Below are 22,911 nucleotides of genomic sequence, written 5' to 3' on the forward strand. Positions count from 1 at the left end.
TAGTATGTTAGAAAATATCCCGACACTCATTAAACATCAGGCACTTTTTGTAGAATCAAAAGATATTATCTTAAGACAGTGGGTCTCTTATGACTCACCAAAAGAGATTTTAGCGCTTCATGACATTGATGAAAACTACTTTATAGAGAAGTATGCAAGTGGTGTGTTTGATTACTTTATGGGTGTTATCGCCGGAGAGGTGGAGATAGGAAACTGTCCTGTTATGCAGGAACTCTTGGCATATTTGAAGTTTCGTGAAATTGGTGCAGATGAGCTTTTTGAGATATGCAGTCATTTTCGCCGCTCTATGGTTGATGTTTCTTATGATGCAGGGATGAACTCAAAAGAGCTCTTTGATGAGATATCATATATATTTGACAAAAATTTCCGCGGAATATTGAAATTTTACACAGATACCATCTTTCAAAAACTTGTTGATGCAAGACAGGAAGCGATTCGTGCAGGACAGGCAAAAGAGTACTTTCTCTCAAATATGAGCCATGAAATCCGTACACCGCTCAATGCTATTTTAGGTTTTGTAAATCTTTTAATTGATGAGAATCTACCGAAAAAGCATCGTAATTATCTTGAGATTATTTTAAACAGCGGAGAGAATCTGCTGAGTATCATTAATGATATTTTAGATTTTTCAAAACTCAGAAGTGGTGAGTTTACAATCGAGCCAAAGGTCTTTTCTCTACATGATGAACTCAGTCATACGATGGAGCTTTTTGTTGCAAGTGCCAATGCTAAAGATATCACAATGACCTCTTTTATCAATCCAAAGATCCCACGTGAGCTCTATGGAGATGCCCTGCGTATCAAGCAGATAATATCAAACTTTATCAGTAACGCTATTAAGTTTACACCTGAAGGTGGTGTGATTGAGATAGAGGGAAGTTATGAAAATGGCATACTCAAGATATCTGTCAGTGACAATGGTATCGGTATTGATGTGGCTGACTTGAAAAAAGTTTTTACGGCATTCGCTCAGGCACAGTACAGTGACAACAAAAACATAGAAGGTACAGGTCTTGGACTCTCAATATCGTATCAACTTGCGGAGTTGATGCATGGTAAAGTAGAAGTAGCTTCAGTCCTTGGAAAAGGAAGTACTTTTTGGATGGAAATTCCCATAGAAGTAGCTACAAAAGAGTGCAAAATCATTGATAACATTCAAGATTTTCAAAAGCTTAGAATGGTTTTATATGCGAATAATAAGCAACTTGACTTTAAACATAAGTCATTTTTAAAGTATGCAAAAATATTTGATATGAACATCACTGTTGTTGAGAAGCTTCCAGATGATTTTGATGTATGTATATTTGTTCATGAAGATGTTGATCTGGAGTTTAAACGTGAGGTCCTGACATCAGAGAAAAAATTTATTGCTCTGATGAGCCGTGAATATGACAATTATGATAAATATAGACATATCAATGCAATGTGTTTTCCACTTTATTGTTCGAAAATTCATATGTCGTTCAATGAGCTGATGAACCCTGAAGAGTTTGCAGAGTATGACAAACAGATTTCACAAAAATTTAAAGGGCATATTTTAATAGCGGAGGATAATGAAGCAAATCAGGAACTCATTAAGATCATTTTGAGTAAATATGGTTTGACCTTTGATTTGGCAAGGAATGGCCTTGAAGCCTATGAACTCTATAAAAAGAACTCTTATGATCTGATCTTAATGGATGAACAGATGCCTGTGATGGATGGCATTGAGTCTGTGAAAAAAATCATAGAGTATGAGGAGAGTCAGGGGTTACGTCATACACCTATCTCAGCACTTACCGCAAATGTTATCAAAGGAGCAAAAGAGCGAGGACTGCTTATCGGTTTTGATGCATTTTTAGGAAAACCGGTAGTTTTAAAAGAGTTAGAACGTATTTTTCTCTCTTACTTGCAAGTAGATACCTTTGTTAAAATAGAAGAGAAGAAAATAAAAAATGATGTGGGTAAAGAAGTGATTGAGGGACTTGACGCAGATAAACTCTCAAAAGAGTTAATGCTCACGCAGGATGAACTGGTTTTACTTTTACGGCTTTTTATCAAAAAAATGCATACGACACTGCCAGAGTTGCAGGAAGCTATTGATAAAAGAGACCATAAACAGATAGCTCTAAAAGCACACAGTATCAAAGGCTCAAGTGGAAACTTCCGTATAGAGGAGTTGCTCAAGGACTCTACAGAGATGGAGCAGATGGCAAAACATGAGATGCATGAGTATGACTACGAGGAGGCATATCAAAGGATAAAAAAGAAGATAGAGTCGATAAAGATTAGCTGAGTATCTTACTCTTCGATATAGTAACCAATACCAGAAGCATTTTTAATGATATCAGTCTCAAGTTTGTTTCTCAGTCTCCAAACAAGTGTTCTTACACTATTTTCTGTTGCTCCGTGTTCATCCCAAACATAGTTCATAGCCTGTTCAAAACTTACAACAATACCCAGTTGTGCCACTAAAAGACGTAAAAAAGCATTCTCTTTTTTTGTCAGTTTTATCTTTTTACCTTTGTAAAAAGTTTCACAGATACTGATATCTAGATGGTAATCTTTTCCAAATGGAACAATCGGCTTGTCTGAGACTCTTTTAGAGTAAAGCAGTTTTTCAAGGTTAAGCTTATCAACTTTTAAAGAGTTGATATCCTCTTTTCTTTCATTTTCCATCTGGTACTTAAAAAGTGCCATCTGAATGGTTGCATGCAGTGAACCCGGATCAAAGGGTTTTACTATGTATCCATATGGTTCTGTCAGTTTTGCCTGAGAGATGATGTCATCATCACTGTAGGATGTCAGGTAGATAAAAGGTATATCATATTTTTGTTTGATGGTTTTTGCAAGTTCAATACCGTCACTGCTCTCTTGCAGAGAGATATCAATAATGATAACATCAGGCTTGTGTGTGGCAATTTTACTTTTGGCTTGCATAGCATTGTCACACATTGCAACAACACTGTATCCGTGTTTTTGTAAGGACATATTTAAATTGAGTGAGGTTATTTCATCATCTTCTACTATTATTACTTTATGTTTTTCCATAGTTATGTCCTGTATCAAAAAAATATGACTATTTTGTGATAAATATGTTTATGATTATAATATAACTTTATATTATTTACAATAGTTGGAGAGAAGATATAAAAACATTGTTACAAAATGATACGAATGTGACGAAAAAAATTAAAATTTTAGTGTAAAATTAGAAAGATACTAAGGGAGTGATATGGACTATTTTGTTTATATATTATCGTGTAGTGACAGTAGTCTCTATACAGGAATCACAACAGATTTAACAAGGCGTATAGATGAGCATAACAGTTCAGATAAAGGAGCAAAATATACAAAAGCAAGACGTCCTGTAGAGCTTCTCTATTTTGAAAAATATGAAGATAGAAGCAGTGCGACAAAACGAGAGTATGTAATTAAAAAACTCTCACGAAAAGAGAAGCTAAAATTATTGCACAAAGAGTGCACATAGACGAGATATAATTGAATGAAAATAAAAAAAGAGAGAAGAATTATGAAAAAGAGCATATTAATATTGTTGTTATTTGTTATTTCTTTACTACATGCAGATGGAAATAAGTTACAACAACTCAAACTTAACAAGCTTACAGAAGAAGAGCAGCAGGTTATTCTTTTTAAAGCAACAGAGAGACCCTTTAGCGGAAAATATTATAAATTTAATGAAGAAGGAGTATATCTTTGTAAGCAGTGCAATGCACCACTCTATAAATCAAGTGATAAGTTTGATGCACATTGTGGATGGCCGAGCTTTGATGATGCCATACCGGGAGCCGTTAAACGAGTCAGAGATGCTGACGGATATCGTACAGAAATCCTTTGTGCACAATGTGGAGCACATTTAGGGCATGTTTTTTTAGGTGAAGGATTTACACAAAAAGATACTAGATACTGTGTCAATTCACTCTCTTTGAATTTTCAAAAAGCAGATGCAAAAGAGAGACTTAAACAAGCATACTTTGCAGGAGGATGCTTTTGGGGTGTTGAGTATTATCTAGAAAAACAAAAAGGTGTGAAAAACGTAGTCTCTGGGTATATGGGTGGTAAGATGAAAAATCCGACATACAGAGATGTCTCACGTGGGAACAGTGGTTATTTGGAAGTTGTAGAGGTGACCTATGATCCACAACAAGTAAGCTATGAGTCTTTGGTAAAACTCTTCTTTGAGATTCATGATCCAACACAAAAAGAGGGACAAGGTCCTGATATTGGTTCACAATACAAGTCTGCCATTTTTGTATCAAATGAGAAAGAGAGAAAAACAGTTCAAAAACTCATAAGGCTTTTGGAATCGAAATCTTATGATATTGCTACAGAAGTCAAAGAGAAAAAAGTTTTTTATAAAGCAGAAGCGTATCATCAAAACTATTATGAAAGAAAAAGGAAAAAACCATATTGTCATGCTTATGTTAAACGGTTTTAAGCTGAGATACTAGACTAGATTGATTGAAAGCTACTTGCATAATCTAAATTATAACACTCTTTGGGTATGATTACAATATGATAAAATATAAACTAGAAGATGAATATATAGAACTCTATAAACTTTTAAAGGTTTTAGATTTGGTTGACAGCGGCGGACAGGCAAAAATGATCGTTGCAGAGGGGTATGTTTTGCGTAATGGTGAAACAGAGACACGAAAACGTGCCAAAATAATAAAAGGCGATGTTTTAGTCGTCGGTGATGACGTAACTATCGAAGTGGAGTAAGACTTTAGAGGACAAAAGAGCTTAAAAGTCCTATAAGTCCACCAAAAACACCACCCCATACTACAAGCCAGTCTAGATGCTCTTTGATGAGTTTTTCTACAATCTCTTTGACCATTTGCGGTGTTAATTCATTGAGTCTTGCTTCAATTACTTTCTCGATTGATTCAAGTAGGTCATCGCTTAAGGATGAGTTGTGCAGATGCTGTTGCAGTGTTGCATCAAAAGCTTTTGAATTTACTATTTTTATGACAGCTGACTTCATTTTCTTCGAGAAAGGCTCACGCAGACCCTCTAACGCTGCTTCTCCACCAAACATCCCAAGCATACCGCCAAAAGAGGACTCCATAACTGTTTTGGAAAGAGCATCAAATGCAGGTGAGAAGTCAGTCTCTTCTATGATGGGAGTAAGGTTGAGTTTTTTCTCCTCTTTGGCAAAAAAGTTTTCCAGCTGTTCATGAGTAAAGAACTGCTCCATCATGAGATCTTTAATGGCTTTTTTAAAGGCTTCAAATCTCTGAGGTATAACGCCTGAACCATAGAGAAAGGGTACCTTTTCAAAGAGCATATGGATAGCTAACTGATTTGTGAGAGCTCCGGAGAGAGCAAAAAGTCCTGTATATAAAAGTGCATCTTTGTAAGCTGAAAATATAAAAGAGAGCCCGACAAGAAGTAGAGCAATAAGGTTAGTTATAAAGCTTTTATTTAGTTTCAAAATATATCTCCTTTTTAAAAATGAAATTATATACTATGAATCTGGAAAATTATACAAATATATGGGAAATTATAATGAAACAAGAGAGTTATGAGCTATTTGAAAATGCAGATGGTGAGACAATTGTAAATGTCATAGATAAAGAGTTACAAACAAGAAATGAGTCTCCTTTTTGGTCTGATAAGGTTGTTCCTTTTTCTCGTGCTATTCTTTCGGTGCTTGTGCCACTGCGTGAGATGGACCTGCTTTTTACCCCGGAAGGGAAGCATGTTGCAAAATTGACACCAGAACTTTTTTTGGATTGGAGTGATTTTTTAAGTCTCAAGACTTTAGCATTTACTTTGGCAAAATCAAATGACACAGGAGAACTTCTACGTACCTCAGTCGATAGAGAAGCATGTAAACGATATAAGCCGATTGATCTGAAACTCTTAGGGGAGTATCTTTCACGCTATACAGTAAATCTTGAACGTGAAGAGTTGGACTTTCCAATAGCGAACTATAATCTGCATCAAGGTGTAACGAACGTTATAAAATCACTGCTTTAATAAAAGATAGAGTAAAGCATCCACCAGAGTAAAAAGATGAAAAATCCCAGCACTGCAAAAGTTATAGCGATTCGCAGTGTAAGAAAAAAGAGAAATCGTAACCAGTGAGGCATTATTTGTTATATGGTACTGGTCTGATTCCAAGAGCCTGCGTGGCATACATCATGCCACCTTTGAGGTTTGTTACATTGTAACCTAACTCTTTTGCAAGCCATGGTCCAACCATCGAAGTTCTGCTTCCTGTTCGGCAAATTATGGCAAAAGGTTTTTTCGTATCGACTTTTGCATTAAGCTCACGCAGGAATGCATTGACATTGTAATTACCTCTCTCATCAAAAAACATGATAGGAATGGCCCCTCTTAGTATTCCTGTTTCACGCCACTCTCCAGGTGTCCTGATATCTACAATAGGAATACCGGACTTTAAAATATTCTGCGTGAGGTATTGGCTTTTATACTCTGCAAAAAGTGAAACGGTTAAAATCAGTAAAGTTAAAAATATTTTTTTCAAAATTATCTCCGTGAATTAAGTGTATAATTATAACAACAGATAAATAATAGGTAGAAAATGGCAGCATCAAAAAAAGCTATAGAAAATTCAAATAGACTTCGCTATGTGCGTGCACTAGAGCGCTTTCACAAAAGTATAACTTCTTATCTCAGTAACACTCCTGAACTGACGAAAGAACGTTACAATAAAAAGATTGATAATGCTCTTAAGGTATATAATCGTGTTGACGAAATTGCTCTTTATAAAGGAGAACTACAAGATTTACAAAAACTTGTAAAAAAGATGATTGCCTATAAAGAGAGTGACGAGACAATAGAAAATATTAAAGAAGATTTACTCTATAGTTCAAATCAGTTAGATAAAAGTAAAAATGCCAGAAGGTATAAAAAAGATAAACACTCTAAAGCGAAGTACGAAGAGTGGGAGTAAAAAAGTCAAGAAGCAAAATTTTATGCTTCTTTATTGTTTGAGTTATCAAGCTCCACTTCACGCAGCATTTGATCAAGAAGTCTAAAGAGCTCTTCTGATGCAGCTTCCATTTTATCAAAACTTTCAATGATATCATCAGCATGTGTGATAACTTCGGCTTCAGGGTCTTTTGCATCAATATATGTAAGGTTTTTGTTTGCATTAGTATGGACAATATTATGTGGGAGAGCCATCTGTGGATAAGCAGTAGTAGATGCAAATCTCTCTTTCCCTTCTCCATCATACCATTTTCCAAGATTACAAGAGTGAGAATCAACAGCTTTAAGAATTTTGTTAAGTGATACGAGCGAGTTATAGGCTCGAGATTTGTAAAGAATATGGTCTATTTTTGCAAGAACAACGAAGATTGAATTTTCCATAAAGTAGGATTGATCAACAATTCTATTTGAACCGTTGCTAAGCTCAATAAGTGTATCTTCGAATTTTTCTATCTTTTGCGTTGAAGTATCTACAGTGACTTTCATATTTTCTGAGCTCTCTTGAATCTCACTCATACCCTGCTGTAATGACTTGATTGATATTGCGATCTCACTTGTCGCTTTATGTGTACGCTCTGCAAGTTTTCTTACTTCATCTGCAACAACGGCAAACCCACGACCATGCTCACCCGCACGTGCAGCTTCGATTGCGGCATTAAGTGCGAGTAGATTTGTCTGGTCTGCAATGTCCGTGATAAGTTCAATGACAGAAGTAATATTGTTGGTTTGTGATGCTAACTCTTCAATGTTAGTATTGTTCATACTTGCTTGTTCGTTGAGGTTGTGAAGTTCATTGACAACATTGTTGATGTTCTCTCTTGATTCATTTGCAAGATTGGATGCAAAACGTGTTGCTTCTGTAATCTCTTTAATTGCAGAGATATTCGTTTTTAGATCTTTTTGAATGACTGTAAGCGATTCAGAAACATTCACACTTTTTACACTTAGTTTTGAGTTAAATGAATCACGAAGAGATTTTTTATGCTGTTGTTGCATAAAGTCAATACTTTTTGCAACATTGTTAATTGCAATGACAAATTCACCTTCCATACCTTCAGCAGAGATCTTTTTCGAGAAGTCACCTTTTGATGCATTTGTAATGGTTGTGTTGATTTCATTGATTAAAGATTGGACATGACCAAGAAGATCTGCCAGATGTTTCCCCATTATACCCAGTTCTGTCTCTTCGCTGTTTTTAGTACATTTTTTAGAGAAATCACCTTTTGCAGAGTATGTTATAAGCTCTGTAAACTTCTCAATGCCAGAAGTGATAGATTTTCTAATAATTATTGCCAAGATAAAGACAACAGTTGCAACAAAAAGACCGGCAATCAGTACTAAATATTTGTAAAATGATATTTTTGTTTGTAAAAACTTTGAGTTCTCAGCTAGTTCTTTTTGTTTTAGTACTACAAGTTTTTTGAAGTATTTTCTTGACTCTTCTGCCAAGGGTGTCAGAGTTTTACGATATTTTTGAAATGTCGCTTCGTGATTGCGAATATCTTCTGATGTCAGAGACTCCATCATGGAAAAAGCTTTGTTTAAAAAGCGCATAGTGGAGCTTTTTGCTTTTGTAACTAACTCCTGTGTTTCTGTACTGTTTTTGAGATTTTCTAATATTTCAAAGTTTTGTTCAATAGTAGCAATATCACTTTTTATCTGCTGCAGGTCTTTTTCTTTCGGACCTCCAAGCATGATATCTCTGTCGTTTCTGCTTACATGGTTCATATGCTTTTCAATGACAAGTGTGCTCAGGCCTGCTTTCATAGAGTTTTCATAAAGATTGTCATAATCATTTTCCAGGTCACTCATGGCGCCAAAAACAAATATTGCAGCAAAGAGAATGGAGATCGTAGCTATGGCTACAAGGTAGTTCATCTTCTTTTTAATACTTAAACTTTGAAACATTGGTGAAACCTTTTTTGATTAAATTGTGATATTCTAGCATAAGATAGGGAGCATAAATATAAAAAAAATGAATATTCTTTGGATAAAGTAAAAAAATGTAACTTTTTTGCAATGTAGTTGTTTTCGTATAGTTGTGGTACAATTTTAAAAAATGATAATTAACATAGATAGAGGTCATATATGACGATAGCGGAAAAAGAGATAAAAAAATTTGAAAATACTAACTGTGCTGAAAACGCAGTTTTTTATCAGGCAATGGAAGAAGTTATCTACTCTATCGCACCACTTCTTGAATCAGATGACAGATACAGTAAATATGCAATATTGGAGCGGCTGGTGGTTCCTGACAGAACCCTGAAGTTCAAAGTAACGTGGCTTGATGATAATAATAATATTCAGGTAAATACAGGGTATCGTGTACAGTTTAACAATGCTCTGGGACCCTATAAAGGTGGACTTCGTTTTCATCCGACAGTAAATGAAGGCGTTTTGAAGTTTTTGGGTTTTGAACAGATTCTGAAGAACTCACTGACGGGTCTACCTATTGGCGGAGCAAAAGGTGGAAGTGACTTTGATCCAAAAGGTAAAAGTGATTTTGAAGTGATGAAGTTTTGTAATGCTTTTATGACAGAACTGCATAAATATATAGGTCCTCGTATGGATGTTCCAGCAGGTGATATCGGTGTCGGATCTCGTGAGATAGCCTATCTCTTTGGAACATATAAAAAAGTAACATCAAAGTATGAAGGTGTGCTTACCGGAAAACCGTTTTTCTTCGGTGGTTCACTTATGCGTCCTGAGGCGACAGGCTACGGGGCTGTCTACTTTACTCAAAGTATGTTGGAGATCGAAAATAAAGAGCCATTGATGGGTAAAGTGTGCGTTGTCAGTGGTGCAGGGAATGTCGCAGTGCATGCCATAGAAAAATTGACACAAGTTGGAGCCATTGTAGTAACATGCTCGGACTCAAGAGGGACCATCTATGACTCTCGAGGCATTGATGTGGAACTTTTAAAAGATATCAAGTTAAATAAACGCCAATCATTGGAAAAATATGCAGAGGTCCATCCCGAATCGAAATATATTCCAGTTTCGGATTACCCAGAAGGTGGACATGCTGTATGGGAGATTCCATGTTATGCGGCTTTTCCATGTGCAACACAAAACGAATTGACAGAACTTGATGCGCAGAACCTTATAGAGAATGGTTGTGTAAGTGTCACAGAGGGTGCAAATATGCCATCAACTCCGCAGGCTATTACTCTCTTACAGTCTCATAAGATCTGTTTTGCACCGGCAAAGGCAGCAAATGCCGGTGGTGTTGTTGTAAGTGAATTTGAAATGAGTCAGAATGCTTCTATGAGTAGATGGAGCTATGAAAAAGTAGATGAAAAGCTTAAAGATACGATGCAGAAAATCTGTAAAAGGGTAGCGCTTACTGCAAAAGACTATGGGGTTGAGGGCAACTATGTTGATGGTGCAAATATTGCCAGCTTTAAGAAAGTTGCAGATGCAATGATAGCGGAAGGTATTTAAAGTATGAAAAAGATATTTTTTCTCTTTCTTGTTGTTCTCACGCTAACAGCTCATGCGGGTGTGAAATATTCGGAGTTTATTGACAGCCAGATCCAACTGGTCTATAAGATGAATGATGCCAATATTTCACAAGAAGAGGCTTCAAAACTTGTCAAAGAACAAGAAGATATGTATGAGGATGCATTTTATAAACTTATGGCAGATAAATCATACTATGTTAATAATCTGAAAGATTTCAGTTCTAAGGTTTTTTCGCTCAAAAAGATTATATCTATTAATAAAAGAGCAGGAAACTCATATGCTGTCATTCGTGATGAAGCACAGATAAAGTCCTATCTGATCGTGCGTAATATTAATAATATGATTAAAAATGTTTTAATTGCGCTTGACAGTAATGATATAGAGACTTTTGAGAGTAAGCTCAACCAGTTGACAGCACAAAATCAAAAACAGCTCAGTGTAATAGTGAAAAACAGTAGTAAATATGCAAATATTTTGGCATTGCAAGGGAGTTCAAAAGTATTACGAGCAGCGCAAAACAACATCAAAGAGTTTTATGCACTGCAAGATATCAACAATGATATGATTGCATACCTTTATAAGTTTGAGAACAAGATGTACAGACTCAATATGTTTTCAAAATATCATCTCATCAAACCTGCCGTCTACATCAATTCACTCGATATTGTACAGGTATTTGACAGAGTGTTGGATTCCTTTGGTCTTAGTGTTATCAAACTGATAATTATCTTTACGCTTATCTTTCTTATCTATCTCTTTAGAAAGCTCTTTTACATAGTACTTGAAAAATACCTTCTCAAAAGTGATTTTTTAAATGAGTATGCAGAAGACATACTACTGAGAACTCGTAAAAGCATAGAGTTTTTAATTATTGTCATCAATATCAATATGGTGGCATATGTCTATAATGACTTTAGCACTGTAGAATTTATATCGAGATTTTTTAATATTATCTATACGATGATTGTGACCTATATTGTCTACATCGTTATCAACACCGTTGCAGCACTCAATCTTAAAAAGTTTGAAAAAGACAAGACAACTGTCAAAGGTGAGCTTATCAATGTTGGTATTAAAATTATCAACTTTTTCATCTTTATGATAGGTTTTTTATTTATTCTCTACTTTGCAGGAGTTAATCTTACAGCAGTTCTTTCTGGTCTTGGAATCGGGGGATTTGCTGTTGCATTTGCTGCAAAAGATACAATATCTAATTTCTTTGGAACACTCTCTATTCTCTTCTCTGATGTCTTTTCTCAAGGGGATTGGATTGAGATAGACGGGCGTGAGGGAACGGTTGTAGAGATTGGTCTGCGTGTGACCACGATTCGAACATTTGATAATGCACTCATTGCCATTCCAAATGGTACTTTTGCTTCTAAAGATATCAAAAACTGGAACAAGCGTAAACTTGGTCGTCGTATCAAGATGAAACTCGGTGTGAAGTATGATTCTAAGCGAGAAGATATTAAAAAGGCCATAGAAGAGATAAGAGAGATGCTGAAAAATCACCCTGATATCGCAACCAAAGAGACAAAGTATGAACATGTTGCTGGGAGGCGTGGGCATGTCGCAAAGCTGGTCTCAAAAGATGATCTTGAAGGTATTAAGCGCATCCTTTTGGTTTATTTGGACGAATTTTCAGATTCAAGTATCAATATCCTAGTGTACTGTTTTTCCAAATCTGTAATGTGGGAAGATTGGCTTAGAACGAAACAGGATGTTATGGATAAAATCATGGAGATTTTTGAGCAAAACAACTTAGAATTTGCATTTCCTTCACTCTCTATTTATGATGAGACCAAAAGAGCTGAAAATAGCTAAATCTATTTTCAGTCTTTTGTGATAAAATCATCAAAAATTTTTAGATATAGAAAGATAGATAATGATAAAACTAAATGCAGGACTGTGTGTTCGATCACTAAGTGTGGAGAGTCAATGTAATAAGTGTGAAGTGGTCTGCCCAACAAATGCTATCTCATTTATAGATGCAAATCCTCTGCCCGCTATTAACTTTCATGAATGTGTGACATGTGGTGCCTGTGCGGGAGTTTGTCCAAGTGAAGCATTAGAGCTTGAAGAGTTCTCAGCAACAAACTTCTTTTTTGACTTTATAGAAGATGAGGATAATCTTCTTTCCTGTCGAAAAAATGTTCCATGTATTGCCGCATTGAGTGTTGAACATATTATATCGATGGCAGTGCTTAAAGGTGAACTTGTTTTTGATATGGGTTACTGTAACAGCTGTGAAATAGCTGCAACCTGTAAACTACAGATAGAAGCAAACTATGAAGAGGCAACCTATCTGCTTGAAGCGATGGAAAATGATGCTCTCATAAAACTTGAAGATGTAAAATATGAAAATGACTCTGAAAAACCAAGTGACAGACGTGATTTTTTAAGTGCATTGAACCTTAAAACCGTTGCAAAGGTCAAAAAGAGTTTTGAAGATGAGGTACAAAAAGCAAGTGATGAATTGGTAGAACATACGCTGCAAAAGAGAGATATTGCGCTACTAAAGAAAAAGAGCATACCAAACAAGCGCAAGATATTCTTTACAGCTATTAAGCGTGTAGAGAAGCCTTCTGTATTTCATACAGTTGATGCTGATGAAGTGAGCTTTACTTCGCAGAAGATGATGGATGAAGAGGCTTGTACGGCATGTCAGATGTGTTACAGAGTCTGTCCAACCGGAGCACTCACAAGTGATTTAAAAAACTCAAAGATCGATTTTGATCCGTTTTTGTGTATCAAATGCCATATCTGTCATGATGTATGTGAACCAGATGCCATTACACTTTCCAATGCGTACAATATTAAAGAGTTCTTTGAACCAGAAGTAGTAAATCTGGTAGCTTTTAGTGTAAAACGCTGCGATGAGTGTAATATGGTCTTTAGTTCAAACAATCCAGACGATACCTTGTGCAGACGTTGTCAAATAGAAGAAGATGAAGCAAGAGCTTTATGGGGGATAAGTCCTTAATTAAGAGGAATCCCCATCTTCAGAACTTCAAAAAGAGGGCTAATTCAAGGTGAAGATATGAAGGAGCTACTAGTAGCTTCAAATGTTTTCAACGAAGAAGTAGCCCTCTTTTTGAAATTCCCTTTGGGCGACAAATAAAGAGTCCTAATTCGTCGTTAAATTTTCTTGAATTAGTTAAAACTAGTCCTGCGAAAATTTGCCTAGAACTAGAACTCTTTATTTGTCGCTGAAGTTGGGGATTCCTCTTAATTAAGGACTTTATTATGATGAACAATGAGAATAAGATTTCCAAAGAGACACGTCTTTTTGGTTATATTGGTGAGCATGCAGGAGCGAGCAGTTTTTCTGCAAAACTCAACAAACTTTTTAAACAAAACGGTGATGATGTGATGATAATCCCGATGAACATTCGCGAAGATGATCTCTATTTTACCGTGACAAATATGAAGAAGTCTCATGTAAACGGTGCAGTGATTTCAAGTGAATATGTAGCACAGATGCCTGATATGATGGATGAGATGAGTTCTATTGCTGCTCGAAGCGGAATGTGTGATATTGTCTATAAAGAAAATGAAAGCCTGCGTGGTGATATTTTTACTGTTCGGGTGTTAACAGAGTATCTCAAGGACCTGTATGCATCTAAAATCGCCATTATTGGAATAAACCCTTATGCAAAAGCCTTTTCATTTTTAGCATGTGGTTTTGAAGTGAGCTATTTTCATGACAATCTTGAAGCGTTAATGGCATTTACTCAAGAAGTAGAGATATCTCACGCAGATATAAATAGAATAGCAGTTGATATGCCAGTTGACTTATCAGGTTTTGATGCTGTTCTTGATTTTTCAGATTTTGAGACGCTCTCTATGATAGAAAAACTGCCGAAAAACTCTTTTGATATGAAAAACACAAAACAGTTCTCAGCACTCAGACAGCGTGCAAGCGAACTGGAGTCTGCTTACACATCATATGATGATATGCTAGATAAACTCACGCAGAAGGCTTACGAAGAGATAAAGCGTTCTAAATAAGATCTTTTAGATAGAGCCATCCTTGCCAAAGTGCAGCCGAAGAGATTCCTGCTGCAAATCCGGCGATAATATCATCACCCATAACACCAACACCGCCTTTTGCTTCACTGTCGATTCTTCCTATGATAGACGGCTTTGTAATATCATACACTCGAAAGAGAACAAAAGAGAGCAGTGACTGAATCAAAAATCCGTTTTGCAGATCAAGAACCTGATGCATAGCAATAGTTGTTGCCGGCGCAACTGAGAGTGCAAACCACATTCCTGCCAGTTCATCAATAACGATTTTTTGATTGTCATGTGTGCCTGATTCTTCTTCATACTGATTAATGATCTTGATAGCAAGAATAGAGACGAGTGAAGCCGCCAAGAAAAGTGTTGTCGCATCAAAATAGATAAGTATCGCCATACCAAGTGGTAGAGAAACAAGTGTCCCCATAGTCCCGGGTGCTTTTGGTGAGAGGCCGCTGTAGCCTACAGTAAGAAAAAACCAGTTCATGTATACCCTTATGTAAGTGAAGTTGTTTGGTAGAGCTTCATCAGCTCAAGGTAGAAATCTTTTTCCGTATGTTCTTCTAAAAGACCTTTGACAGGGAAAGTGTCATAGTATAGTTTTTCCAGATTTTTAAATCTGTTTGGAAAGAGTTTTGAGAGTAAAAAGGAGCTTATCTCTTTACGAATAAGTACAGCTGGTGGTAAAAGGCCGGCTTCAAGCAACTCGAGTATTGAGTCTGCATGGTAAGAGATTTGATGATGTTGCCCGTGAGGACAGGTATTTTTACTTACCAGTGTTTTACACTCATCACAATAAACATACTCACTTGCCACTGTTATCTCAATATCGATACCGGTTACTTTGTCAATAATAGACTTGTTTGAGTTACAATCGTAAAACATACCAAGACCTGCATGGTTTCGTCCGATTGTGAGTCTGTCACAACCATAGTTCTTTGCAACAATAGCATCAATGATGATCTCATTATAGCCTGCAAAGATGTAACTGTTCTCAAGTGGTACGATAACCACACGGTTTTTAGGTAAAAAGTTATTTATAAAATATGATAAAGCCTCATATCTCACATCAAAAGCAATATTTGCACTGTCATAAGGCTTTAAGAGAAAAATGATGAGCAGGTCTGTAGTCTCTAAAGTTTGACGGATAAGACGCTCATGTGCACGATGCAGAGGATTAACACCCATCACAAGAGAACTTGTATGGTTGGCACCTATGAGCTCTTTTGCTTTGGCAATATTTTTCTTGTTGATATTCTCTTTTTTGTTCAGTATAGTATAGTTACCACTTACTGCCCATCTACCGATACGCTTGATGGTTGCCATAACACCAGGGTGAGAGAGGTCATCTGTGCCATAAATGTGTTTTACACGCTCATTTGGGTCTATTCTAAAAATCTCTTCAACAATAAGTGTTGCGAACTCCTCTTTATCACAGATGATTGTGATCTCTTCACCTACTTCAAGGGAAGAGATTATTTCTTCATTTTTCTTTCCAGAGGGTGCTAGTATAAAAGGGAAAGGAAAAGATTTTCCATCGATGAGTCCAGTTTTTAAAACTTCTGCAGACTCTGCTTCATTCATTAGTTTTGTTACCGGATGCAGTAATCCGTCATCTACAAGTTCTAATGCTGAAGCTGCCTCTTTATCGATATAGAGCGTTTTATTTTTTCTTGACGATGTCATATTTCTTTCTTTTTTCCCAAAGGCTTTTACGGCTGATACCTAGTTTTTTGGAGAGTTCTGTATCTGGATATTTGTCTTGGTAATTGAGTACAATAAATTTTACATAATCTTCAATTGGAAGGATTTCCCCTTTGTCAAAGACATTGCTCTCACTTTTAATCTCAATAACAGGATGCTCTACATCTTCAATCTTATCACTGCTGACAATGATAGCCTTTTTATCTGTTATTAGCTCACAAAAGATTTTTTTGTCTGATTTTTTGAGTGTTTGATAGTCGATAATGTAAATTATGGAATTTTGCGGCAGTGATTCTATTTCACTGAGTGCTTTTGTATCACTGAGTGAGATAAAATGAAGTGGAAGATTCTTTTTTTGTGCATATTCAAAGGCAAAAGCATCCGCATATTTTTGAAAGTTTGATGAGACAAAGAGAGGCAGTTCGATATTTTCTAAATCCTGACCATGTTTTGCATTTGCAAATGTGTGTGCAAGATATTTCTCATACGCCTCATTTCTTTTTTTGAGCTTTTCATAATCTTGATAGTGGTCAATCTTACGGACAAGCTCTTCTATCATAAATGGTTTTAAAATGTAGTCTTTTGCCCCTGCTGATAGTGGTTTTGATACTGTGTCATTTGAAATGTATGAGACCATCAAAATAACGATGGAGTTTTTAAATGTTTCTATAACCGGATTAAAATCTTGCCCATTTATATTTGTAGAGAGGAGTACCACATCATAACTAACGCCACGAATGGCATCTTTTGTTGAGGTACACATTTCACATATATGCCCTAATTCACCTAATTTTGTTGCAATACTCTGTGCCAAATATACTTCATTTTCTATAATTAATATCTTCATACTATCCTATCATCTTCCAATCTAAATATTTTAAGTTTGCATTGGCAATGACGCCAACACCTTCGCTTCTTCCAATGAAGCCTAGTTTTTCTGTTGTAGTTGCTTTGATATTCATACGCGATGCATCAATACCTAAGATTTCAGCTAAAACTCTACGCATTTGCAGTTTATACTTTCCTATACGAGGCGTTTGTGCTGCTATGGTTATGTCTGCATTGATGATGACAAAACCAAAGCTATAAATTTTTGCTACAACATTTTTGAGTAACTCTTTTGAATCGATCCCTTTATACGCATCATCACTATCAGGAAAAAGCATTCCTATATCACCCATTCCTGCAGCTCCCAAGAGGGCATCTATGAGCGCATGAATGGCTACATCACCATCACTGTGCGCTTTAAATCCAAAGTCAGATTCTATTTTTACACCACCTAGCCACATTGTACCTTTGTCATCAAAGGCATGGACATCAAAACCGTTCCCACTGAGCATGTCACTGCTTGGTGCACTCAGACATGGGACTTTGTTTAAATCTTGTGGGTATGTAATCTTGTGGGCTTCATCTTCACCTGTAACAAACTCACGTGAGCCCCCATTTGCAACTATAGCACTACTCTCATCTGTAAATGTTTGATTTGTATCAAGTGCAGCTTTGAGTGCTTTTGTTGTGGAGAGTTGTGGGGTTTGGATTCTTTTTACTTTATCTCTGTCAATGGTTTCGTTCTCATATACAATAGTATCGGTTACATTTAAAAAGGGTACGATAACATCAGCCGAACCCTTGCGTGAGATAATGCGTTCTAGTAAATTTGTCGAGATACAGGCACGTGCTATGTCATTTACAAGAACATATTCATTTGTAACAATTTCAAGTGCATTTTTAAGAGACTCTTGTCTTGTCGCTCCACCTGCTACAAACTGGTATGAGGAGTATAGTTTCATAAACTCTATTTCATCAGCAGAACCTACGATAATAATTTGAGAAAAAAACTCACTTTTTTTCAAATTATCTGCTACAAATTGCCACAAAGGCTTATGCTCGATGCGAAGCCACTGTTTTTTGACATCTTGGGCAAAGCGTCTAGAAGTTCCAGCTGCAAGTAAAATAAGTGTCAAGTTGGACAAAAAGTCTCCTCGTGATTAAAAGTGTTACGAAATTATACACATCAAAAGCTTTTTAAATCTTAAAAGAGCAGCTTTCCTACTGAGAGTTCCTTTAGCTCACCAATAAATCTATCCACTTTATATTAGATTAACTTTATTTGATTATATTTCCATCATATATATAAAGACAAAGATAATTTTGAGGAGAGACTTATGAGATCTTCATGGGTAAAAAAGCGTGAGAATGATCCTGTTAGAACACAGATGTATTACGCAAAGCAAGGCATCATCACAGAAGAGATGGAGTATGTCGCAAAAATAGAAGATTTGTCTCCTGAGCTCGTTCGTAGTGAAATAGCAAGAGGAAGATTAATTATACCTGCAAATGTAAATCATACATCATTAGAGCCGATGGCAATCGGAATCGCTAGTAAATGTAAGATTAATGCAAATATAGGTTCATCGGCAATCGCTTCTGATGTACAAGGTGAGATAGAGAAAGTTCAAGTGTCACAACACTATAAAGCAGATACAGCGATGGATTTAAGTACAGGTGGAGATCTTGATGAGATCAGAAAAGCTGTTATCGCAAACTCTAAGATCCCAATCGGTACAGTGCCAATCTATCAGATCTTACATGATGTTGGTAATAAGATTGAGGATTTAACTATTGATGTAATGCTTGAAGTTCTAGAACGTCAAGCAAAGCAGGGTGTTTCATACTTTACAATTCATGCAGGCTTCCTGTTAGAGACTATGCCAAAAGTTGCAAAACGTAAAATGGGAATCGTATCTCGTGGTGGGTCATTAATGGCTGCGTGGATGATGCACTATCATAGAGAAAATCCTTTCTATACAGCATTTGATGATATCTTGGATATCTGTGCAAAGTATGATGTAAGTCTCTCTTTAGGTGATTCACTGCGCCCTGGTTGTTTGGCAGATGCATCTGATGATGCACAGCTTGGTGAGTTGAAAGTTCTTGGAGAGCTAACACTTCGCGCATGGGAGAAAAATGTTCAGGTTATGATTGAGGGTCCGGGACATGTACCTCTTAATCAAATCGAGCGTAATATGAAGATTCAGCGTGAGCTTTGTCATGAAGCACCTTTTTATATCTTAGGACCTTTAGTAACTGACATCGCAGCTGGATATGACCATATCTCATCTGCAATCGGTGCTGCTGTTGGTGGATGGCATGGGGCTAGTATGCTTTGTTATGTAACACCAAAAGAGCACTTGGGACTGCCTAATGCAGATGATGTACGTGAGGGAATCATCGCGTATAAAATTGCAGCTCACGCAGCTGACATCGCTCGTGGTCGCAAAGGTGCACGTGATGTTGATGATGCTATGAGTGATGCTCGTTATACATTTGACTGGGAGAAACAGTTTGAGTTGGCACTTGATAGTGAACGTGCACGTGAGTATCATGATGAGACACTGCCTCAAGATGTATTTAAAGAAGCAGAGTTCTGTTCTATGTGTGGACCGAAATTCTGTTCATACAAAATTACACAGGATATTATGGATAATCCAGAAGGAATCCAGAAAATCATCGATGAGTCAAAAGCAAAAGAAGAGGCTGAAGCCTTAGCTTAAACGTTTTTTTGAAAAAATTGATCTTAAATAAGACAATATTTGTCTTATTTAGATATGATAAGCTTCGAAAATAACATTTATAAAATAAATTAAAGGAAAATACAAATGACTGAAGAAATAGTAAAATCAGCATTGTCAAAAGTTATGTACCCTGGTTTTACCAAGGACATCGTAACATTTGGTTTTGTAAAAGATATTGCAATCAATGGTAATGATGTGAGTCTGACAGTAGATATCACTTCATCAGCACCAGAAGTTGCACAGCAGATTAAAGATGAAGCAACACAGGAGCTAAAGCGTGCAGGTGCAATAAATGTAACTCTAAATATTAAAGCACCAGTAATGCCAAGAGAGAGCTCTTCAAGAGGTAAAAATATCGCACCGCAAATTAAAAACTTCTTGATGGTAAGTTCTGGAAAAGGTGGCGTTGGTAAATCTACAACATCTGTAAACATTGCTATCGCTCTTGCACAGCAAGGGAAAAAAGTAGGTCTTTTAGATGCAGATATCTATGGTCCAAATGTTCCTCGTATGCTTGGTGTTGCTGATGTAAAACCAGAAGTAAACGGAAACAAAGTGCTTCCTATCAAGGCTTATGGCATTGAAGTAATGTCTATGGGTTCACTCATGGAAGAGGGACAATCTTTAATTTGGCGTGGTGCTATGATCATGAAGGCAATCGAGCAGTTCTTACGTGATATCTTATGGTCAGAGCTAGATGTACTTGTAATTGATATGCCACCGGGAACTGGTGATGCACAGCTTACACTTGCACAATCTGTTCCAGTAACAGCTGGTCTTACAGTTACAACGCCACAAGGGGTATCTCTCGATGACTCACGTCGTTCACTTGATATGTTCAAAAAACTGAACATCCCAATCGCTGGAATCGTTGAGAATATGAGTGGATTCATTGCACCGGATACCGGTGTAGAGTATGATATCTTTGGTAAAGGAACTTCTGAGCCTATGGCAAAAGAGTTCGATACAAAAGTTATCGCTGAGATTCCAATCGAGCCGGCAATCAGAACGGGTGGTGATGAAGGAAAACCTATCACTTTCGTAGCTCCAGATTCTGAGTCTGCAAAACGCTATATGAAAGCAGCAGAGTCTATTTGGGCAACTATCGAAGAAATCAATGCTAATGGTGGAGTGGACAATGAAGCTGTTCAGCCTACAACACCTCCAGGTGTATCGGCTTGTTCTACTGGTGGGGCGTCTTCAGCACCACAGAGTAGCGGCGGCGGATGCGGCTGTAGCTAAAAAAGTATAATAGCAACGCTTCTTTTGCGTTGCTTTGCTCGTCACATACTATTAAGTATGTTTCCTCTAACGTAAATCTTTATTTTCACTCATCTCTTTTGTATATTCTACGATTTTATTTCTACCTGTTGTTTTTGCAACATATAGAGCTGTATCTGCGAGCTTTATACATTTCCAGATAGTATCACCATTATAAGGGAATTTTGCTATGCCGATGCTCATTGTTTTTTGTATAGTTTCGCTATGACCGACATCAAAAATAAGTGCGGCAAATGCTTCATGAATCTTTTTGGCAACCATGAGTGCTCCTTCATCACTGGCATTATGAAGCAGTACTAAAAACTCTTCACCACCATATCGGACAGCTAAGTCTGATTCACGGATATTTTCCTTTAACACTTCACCAATAGCGACAATAACTTTGTCACCTACATCATGGCCATAAGTATCATTAACCTGTTTAAAGAAATCAACATCGAGCATTAAAAGACTATAGCTCTCTTTACTTCTTTGTGCCTGTTTCATGAAAGTGTCGATAAACTCTTCTAAAAATCTTCTGTTATAAAGTCCAGTCATACCATCTTTTAAAGAGCTTTCTCGTAACTTATCTGTGAGAATTCTACTCTCAATTACCGGTTTTGCAGCTTCCAGATAGTTTTTTATACTTGGAATGTAAGAATTTATTTTACTGATTTCTGAACTCTCTTTTGTTGTGATTGAAATGACGAGTGAATATTCATCATTGATATCAAACGGAATACAAATATAATCAAGATCATCAGAGGAACATGATTGACATAAATTGACAAACTCTGTAGATATGACATCCGATTTTGTTCGATATGCACGACAGAGAATAGCATCTTCTTCTACTTCCAAATCACAAATGCTTTCACCCGTGGATATATAGATGAGCTTTCGAGAGTTATTATTGGTATTTATTTCATAAAAAGCAAAATGAGTAAAATTATATTTAGTTCTTAATACATCAATAATTCTGTCATATACTGCATTTTTTGAAAGGTCGAGTTCTATCGTCTTTTTAAATTTATAGATATCTGAGAGCTCTTTTATGATCATCTTTGCTTCATAGAGTGGATCAGTGGAAGATACAGAACCTTGGGGAATAAAGGTTGCAAGATTATATTTGATATCGCCAAAGGTATCTTGCATTTTTCGAAAAAGAGTGTTGAGTTGTTCTACGATTTTTTTAGCATCACCCTGAACGGTTGTTGTGAACTTATGCGTAAAATCACCACTATAGGCTTTTTGTATGCCTTCTTGCATGTTGGAGAATAGGTGCATATAGGGTGTAATATAATGATTTATAAGCAATAATACTACGATTATAAATACGAGGTTCATACCAAGAATCTTTAAAATAGTAATCAGTCCTGCATTTCGCATATTTGTAATATCAAACTCCATACTGATAACACCAAGCGTATCACCTCGTTGGACATCATGACAGTTTAAACAGTTTGGACGACCTATTGCTGTTGCCTTATATGGAATGGAAACTCTTAGGGTAATAGCATCTGTAGTCTCATGTATCTGTTTCGTAGTTTTTCCTGTTTTTAAAACCTCTTTATCCAGAGAGTCTCTGATGGTTTCACTGTTAAAACCAGGTCCGAACTGTTTGATAACATTAGGTGAACGTACCAACCAAAGAGATTTGATGTCAGTATTATTGGAAGATATCTGTTCTAAAAAGTATTGTCTTTTATCCATAATGCCGTTTACCATATGGGCAGTAAGACCATCTTTTACAATTGCTGCTGTAGTAGTTGCTTTCTCTGTGGCACTTTTTAGGCTGTATTCTCTAAAATTCAAAGAGATATTAACAATGGTCGCAACTCCTAAACCAAGAAGCATTAAGGTGACAATAATTAATAGTTTTAATTTACTTTTCATCTTA

General features: G+C 36.5%; 21 protein-coding genes. 12 read left to right on the forward strand and 9 right to left on the reverse strand.

What is annotated here, in order from left to right; all coding sequences use genetic code 11:
* The first annotated feature begins 4 nt into the window (after positions 1-4).
* On the forward strand, positions 5-2,296 hold the full coding sequence (locus tag MNY27_RS07215) for an ATP-binding protein (protein ID WP_152184295.1): 2,292 nt from the start codon (positions 5-7) through the stop codon (positions 2,294-2,296).
* 5 nt (positions 2,297-2,301) lie between these two features.
* Here the strand turns inward: MNY27_RS07215 and MNY27_RS07220 are convergent, their stop codons facing one another.
* On the reverse strand, positions 2,302-3,051 hold the full coding sequence (locus tag MNY27_RS07220) for a response regulator (RefSeq protein WP_346392048.1): 750 nt from the start codon (positions 3,049-3,051) through the stop codon (positions 2,302-2,304).
* Between the two features lie 184 nt (positions 3,052-3,235).
* Between MNY27_RS07220 and MNY27_RS07225 the strand changes: the two genes are divergently transcribed.
* From MNY27_RS07225 to MNY27_RS07235, 3 genes are all read left to right on the forward strand, one after another.
* Positions 3,236-3,490 carry a GIY-YIG nuclease family protein gene (locus MNY27_RS07225; protein WP_152184293.1) on the forward strand — a complete coding sequence of 85 codons (255 nt, stop codon included), beginning with the start codon at positions 3,236-3,238 and terminating at the stop codon, positions 3,488-3,490.
* A 66-nt stretch (positions 3,491-3,556) separates the two neighbouring features.
* Positions 3,557-4,459, forward strand: coding sequence for a bifunctional methionine sulfoxide reductase B/A protein (locus MNY27_RS07230; protein WP_346392049.1), 903 nt, complete (start codon positions 3,557-3,559; stop codon positions 4,457-4,459).
* 77 nt (positions 4,460-4,536) lie between these two features.
* Positions 4,537-4,746: an RNA-binding S4 domain-containing protein gene (locus tag MNY27_RS07235; RefSeq protein WP_246153843.1), complete on the forward strand. Its 210-nt coding sequence runs from the start codon at positions 4,537-4,539 to the stop codon at positions 4,744-4,746.
* Positions 4,747-4,750: 4 nt separating this feature from the next.
* Here MNY27_RS07235 and MNY27_RS07240 read toward each other — a convergent pair whose 3' ends face one another.
* A complete protein-coding gene (locus MNY27_RS07240) occupies positions 4,751-5,458 on the reverse strand; it encodes a DUF445 family protein (RefSeq protein WP_152184292.1) in 708 nt (235 codons plus the stop codon).
* A gap of 74 nt (positions 5,459-5,532) precedes the next feature.
* Here MNY27_RS07240 and MNY27_RS07245 point away from each other — a divergent pair, with 74 nt between their 5' ends.
* Positions 5,533-6,006, forward strand: a complete 474-nt coding sequence (locus MNY27_RS07245) for a hypothetical protein (RefSeq protein ID WP_152184291.1) — start codon at positions 5,533-5,535, stop codon at positions 6,004-6,006.
* A gap of 112 nt (positions 6,007-6,118) precedes the next feature.
* Here MNY27_RS07245 and MNY27_RS07250 read toward each other — a convergent pair whose 3' ends face one another.
* Positions 6,119-6,517 (reverse strand): rhodanese-like domain-containing protein, encoded by a 399-nt coding sequence (locus tag MNY27_RS07250; RefSeq protein ID WP_152184290.1) that lies wholly within the window; start codon positions 6,515-6,517, stop codon positions 6,119-6,121.
* A 57-nt stretch (positions 6,518-6,574) separates the two neighbouring features.
* Between MNY27_RS07250 and MNY27_RS07255 the strand changes: the two genes are divergently transcribed.
* On the forward strand, positions 6,575-6,946 hold the full coding sequence (locus MNY27_RS07255; protein ID WP_152184289.1) for a hypothetical protein: 372 nt from the start codon (positions 6,575-6,577) through the stop codon (positions 6,944-6,946).
* A gap of 20 nt (positions 6,947-6,966) precedes the next feature.
* Here the strand turns inward: MNY27_RS07255 and MNY27_RS07260 are convergent, their stop codons facing one another.
* On the reverse strand, positions 6,967-8,892 hold the full coding sequence (locus tag MNY27_RS07260; protein WP_152184288.1) for a methyl-accepting chemotaxis protein: 1,926 nt from the start codon (positions 8,890-8,892) through the stop codon (positions 6,967-6,969).
* A gap of 180 nt (positions 8,893-9,072) precedes the next feature.
* Between MNY27_RS07260 and gdhA the strand changes: the two genes are divergently transcribed.
* The 4 genes from gdhA (at position 9,073) to MNY27_RS07280 (ending at position 14,460) form a co-directional block, all read left to right on the forward strand.
* Positions 9,073-10,428, forward strand: a complete 1,356-nt coding sequence (gene gdhA, locus MNY27_RS07265) for an NADP-specific glutamate dehydrogenase (RefSeq protein WP_152184287.1) — start codon at positions 9,073-9,075, stop codon at positions 10,426-10,428.
* Positions 10,429-10,431: 3 nt separating this feature from the next.
* Complete coding sequence (locus MNY27_RS07270) at positions 10,432-12,273, forward strand: mechanosensitive ion channel family protein (RefSeq protein WP_188109476.1); 1,842 nt, start codon at positions 10,432-10,434, stop codon at positions 12,271-12,273.
* A gap of 61 nt (positions 12,274-12,334) precedes the next feature.
* Positions 12,335-13,432, forward strand: a complete 1,098-nt coding sequence (locus tag MNY27_RS07275; RefSeq protein ID WP_152184286.1) for a 4Fe-4S binding protein — start codon at positions 12,335-12,337, stop codon at positions 13,430-13,432.
* Positions 13,433-13,695: 263 nt separating this feature from the next.
* Positions 13,696-14,460: a hypothetical protein gene (locus MNY27_RS07280; RefSeq protein WP_152184285.1), complete on the forward strand. Its 765-nt coding sequence runs from the start codon at positions 13,696-13,698 to the stop codon at positions 14,458-14,460.
* On the opposite strand, the gene MNY27_RS07285 is transcribed toward MNY27_RS07280, so the two are convergent.
* Genes MNY27_RS07285 through MNY27_RS07300 form a run of 4 tightly spaced genes read right to left on the reverse strand, consistent with a single transcriptional unit; the run spans position 14,453 to position 18,149 of the window.
* A complete protein-coding gene (locus MNY27_RS07285; RefSeq protein WP_152184284.1) occupies positions 14,453-14,959 on the reverse strand; it encodes a phosphatidylglycerophosphatase A in 507 nt (168 codons plus the stop codon). The genes MNY27_RS07280 and MNY27_RS07285 overlap by 8 nt on opposite strands.
* Before the next feature lie 8 nt (positions 14,960-14,967).
* Entirely contained in the window at positions 14,968-16,158 is a 1,191-nt protein-coding gene (locus tag MNY27_RS07290) for a sulfate adenylyltransferase (protein ID WP_152184283.1), read from the reverse strand.
* Positions 16,136-17,023, reverse strand: a complete 888-nt coding sequence (locus MNY27_RS07295; RefSeq protein ID WP_152184282.1) for a response regulator — start codon at positions 17,021-17,023, stop codon at positions 16,136-16,138. The genes MNY27_RS07290 and MNY27_RS07295 overlap by 23 nt, the downstream gene beginning before the upstream one ends.
* 1 nt (position 17,024) lies before the next feature.
* Positions 17,025-18,149 carry a bifunctional 2-C-methyl-D-erythritol 4-phosphate cytidylyltransferase/2-C-methyl-D-erythritol 2,4-cyclodiphosphate synthase gene (locus MNY27_RS07300; RefSeq protein ID WP_152184281.1) on the reverse strand — a complete coding sequence of 375 codons (1,125 nt, stop codon included), beginning with the start codon at positions 18,147-18,149 and terminating at the stop codon, positions 17,025-17,027.
* A 192-nt stretch (positions 18,150-18,341) separates the two neighbouring features.
* Here MNY27_RS07300 and thiC point away from each other — a divergent pair, with 192 nt between their 5' ends.
* Together thiC and MNY27_RS07310 are read left to right on the forward strand one after the other, a co-directional pair.
* On the forward strand, positions 18,342-19,730 hold the full coding sequence (gene thiC / locus MNY27_RS07305) for a phosphomethylpyrimidine synthase ThiC (RefSeq protein ID WP_152184280.1): 1,389 nt from the start codon (positions 18,342-18,344) through the stop codon (positions 19,728-19,730).
* 105 nt (positions 19,731-19,835) lie between these two features.
* Complete coding sequence (locus tag MNY27_RS07310) at positions 19,836-20,993, forward strand: Mrp/NBP35 family ATP-binding protein (RefSeq protein WP_152184279.1); 1,158 nt, start codon at positions 19,836-19,838, stop codon at positions 20,991-20,993.
* A gap of 66 nt (positions 20,994-21,059) precedes the next feature.
* Here MNY27_RS07310 and MNY27_RS07315 read toward each other — a convergent pair whose 3' ends face one another.
* Complete coding sequence (locus MNY27_RS07315) at positions 21,060-22,907, reverse strand: GGDEF domain-containing protein (protein ID WP_152184278.1); 1,848 nt, start codon at positions 22,905-22,907, stop codon at positions 21,060-21,062.
* Positions 22,908-22,911: the final 4 nt, after the last annotated feature.

The sequence above is a fragment of the Sulfurimonas sp. NWX79 genome, from assembly GCF_039667035.1.
Classification (GTDB): Bacteria; Campylobacterota; Campylobacteria; order Campylobacterales; family Sulfurimonadaceae; genus Sulfurimonas; species Sulfurimonas indica.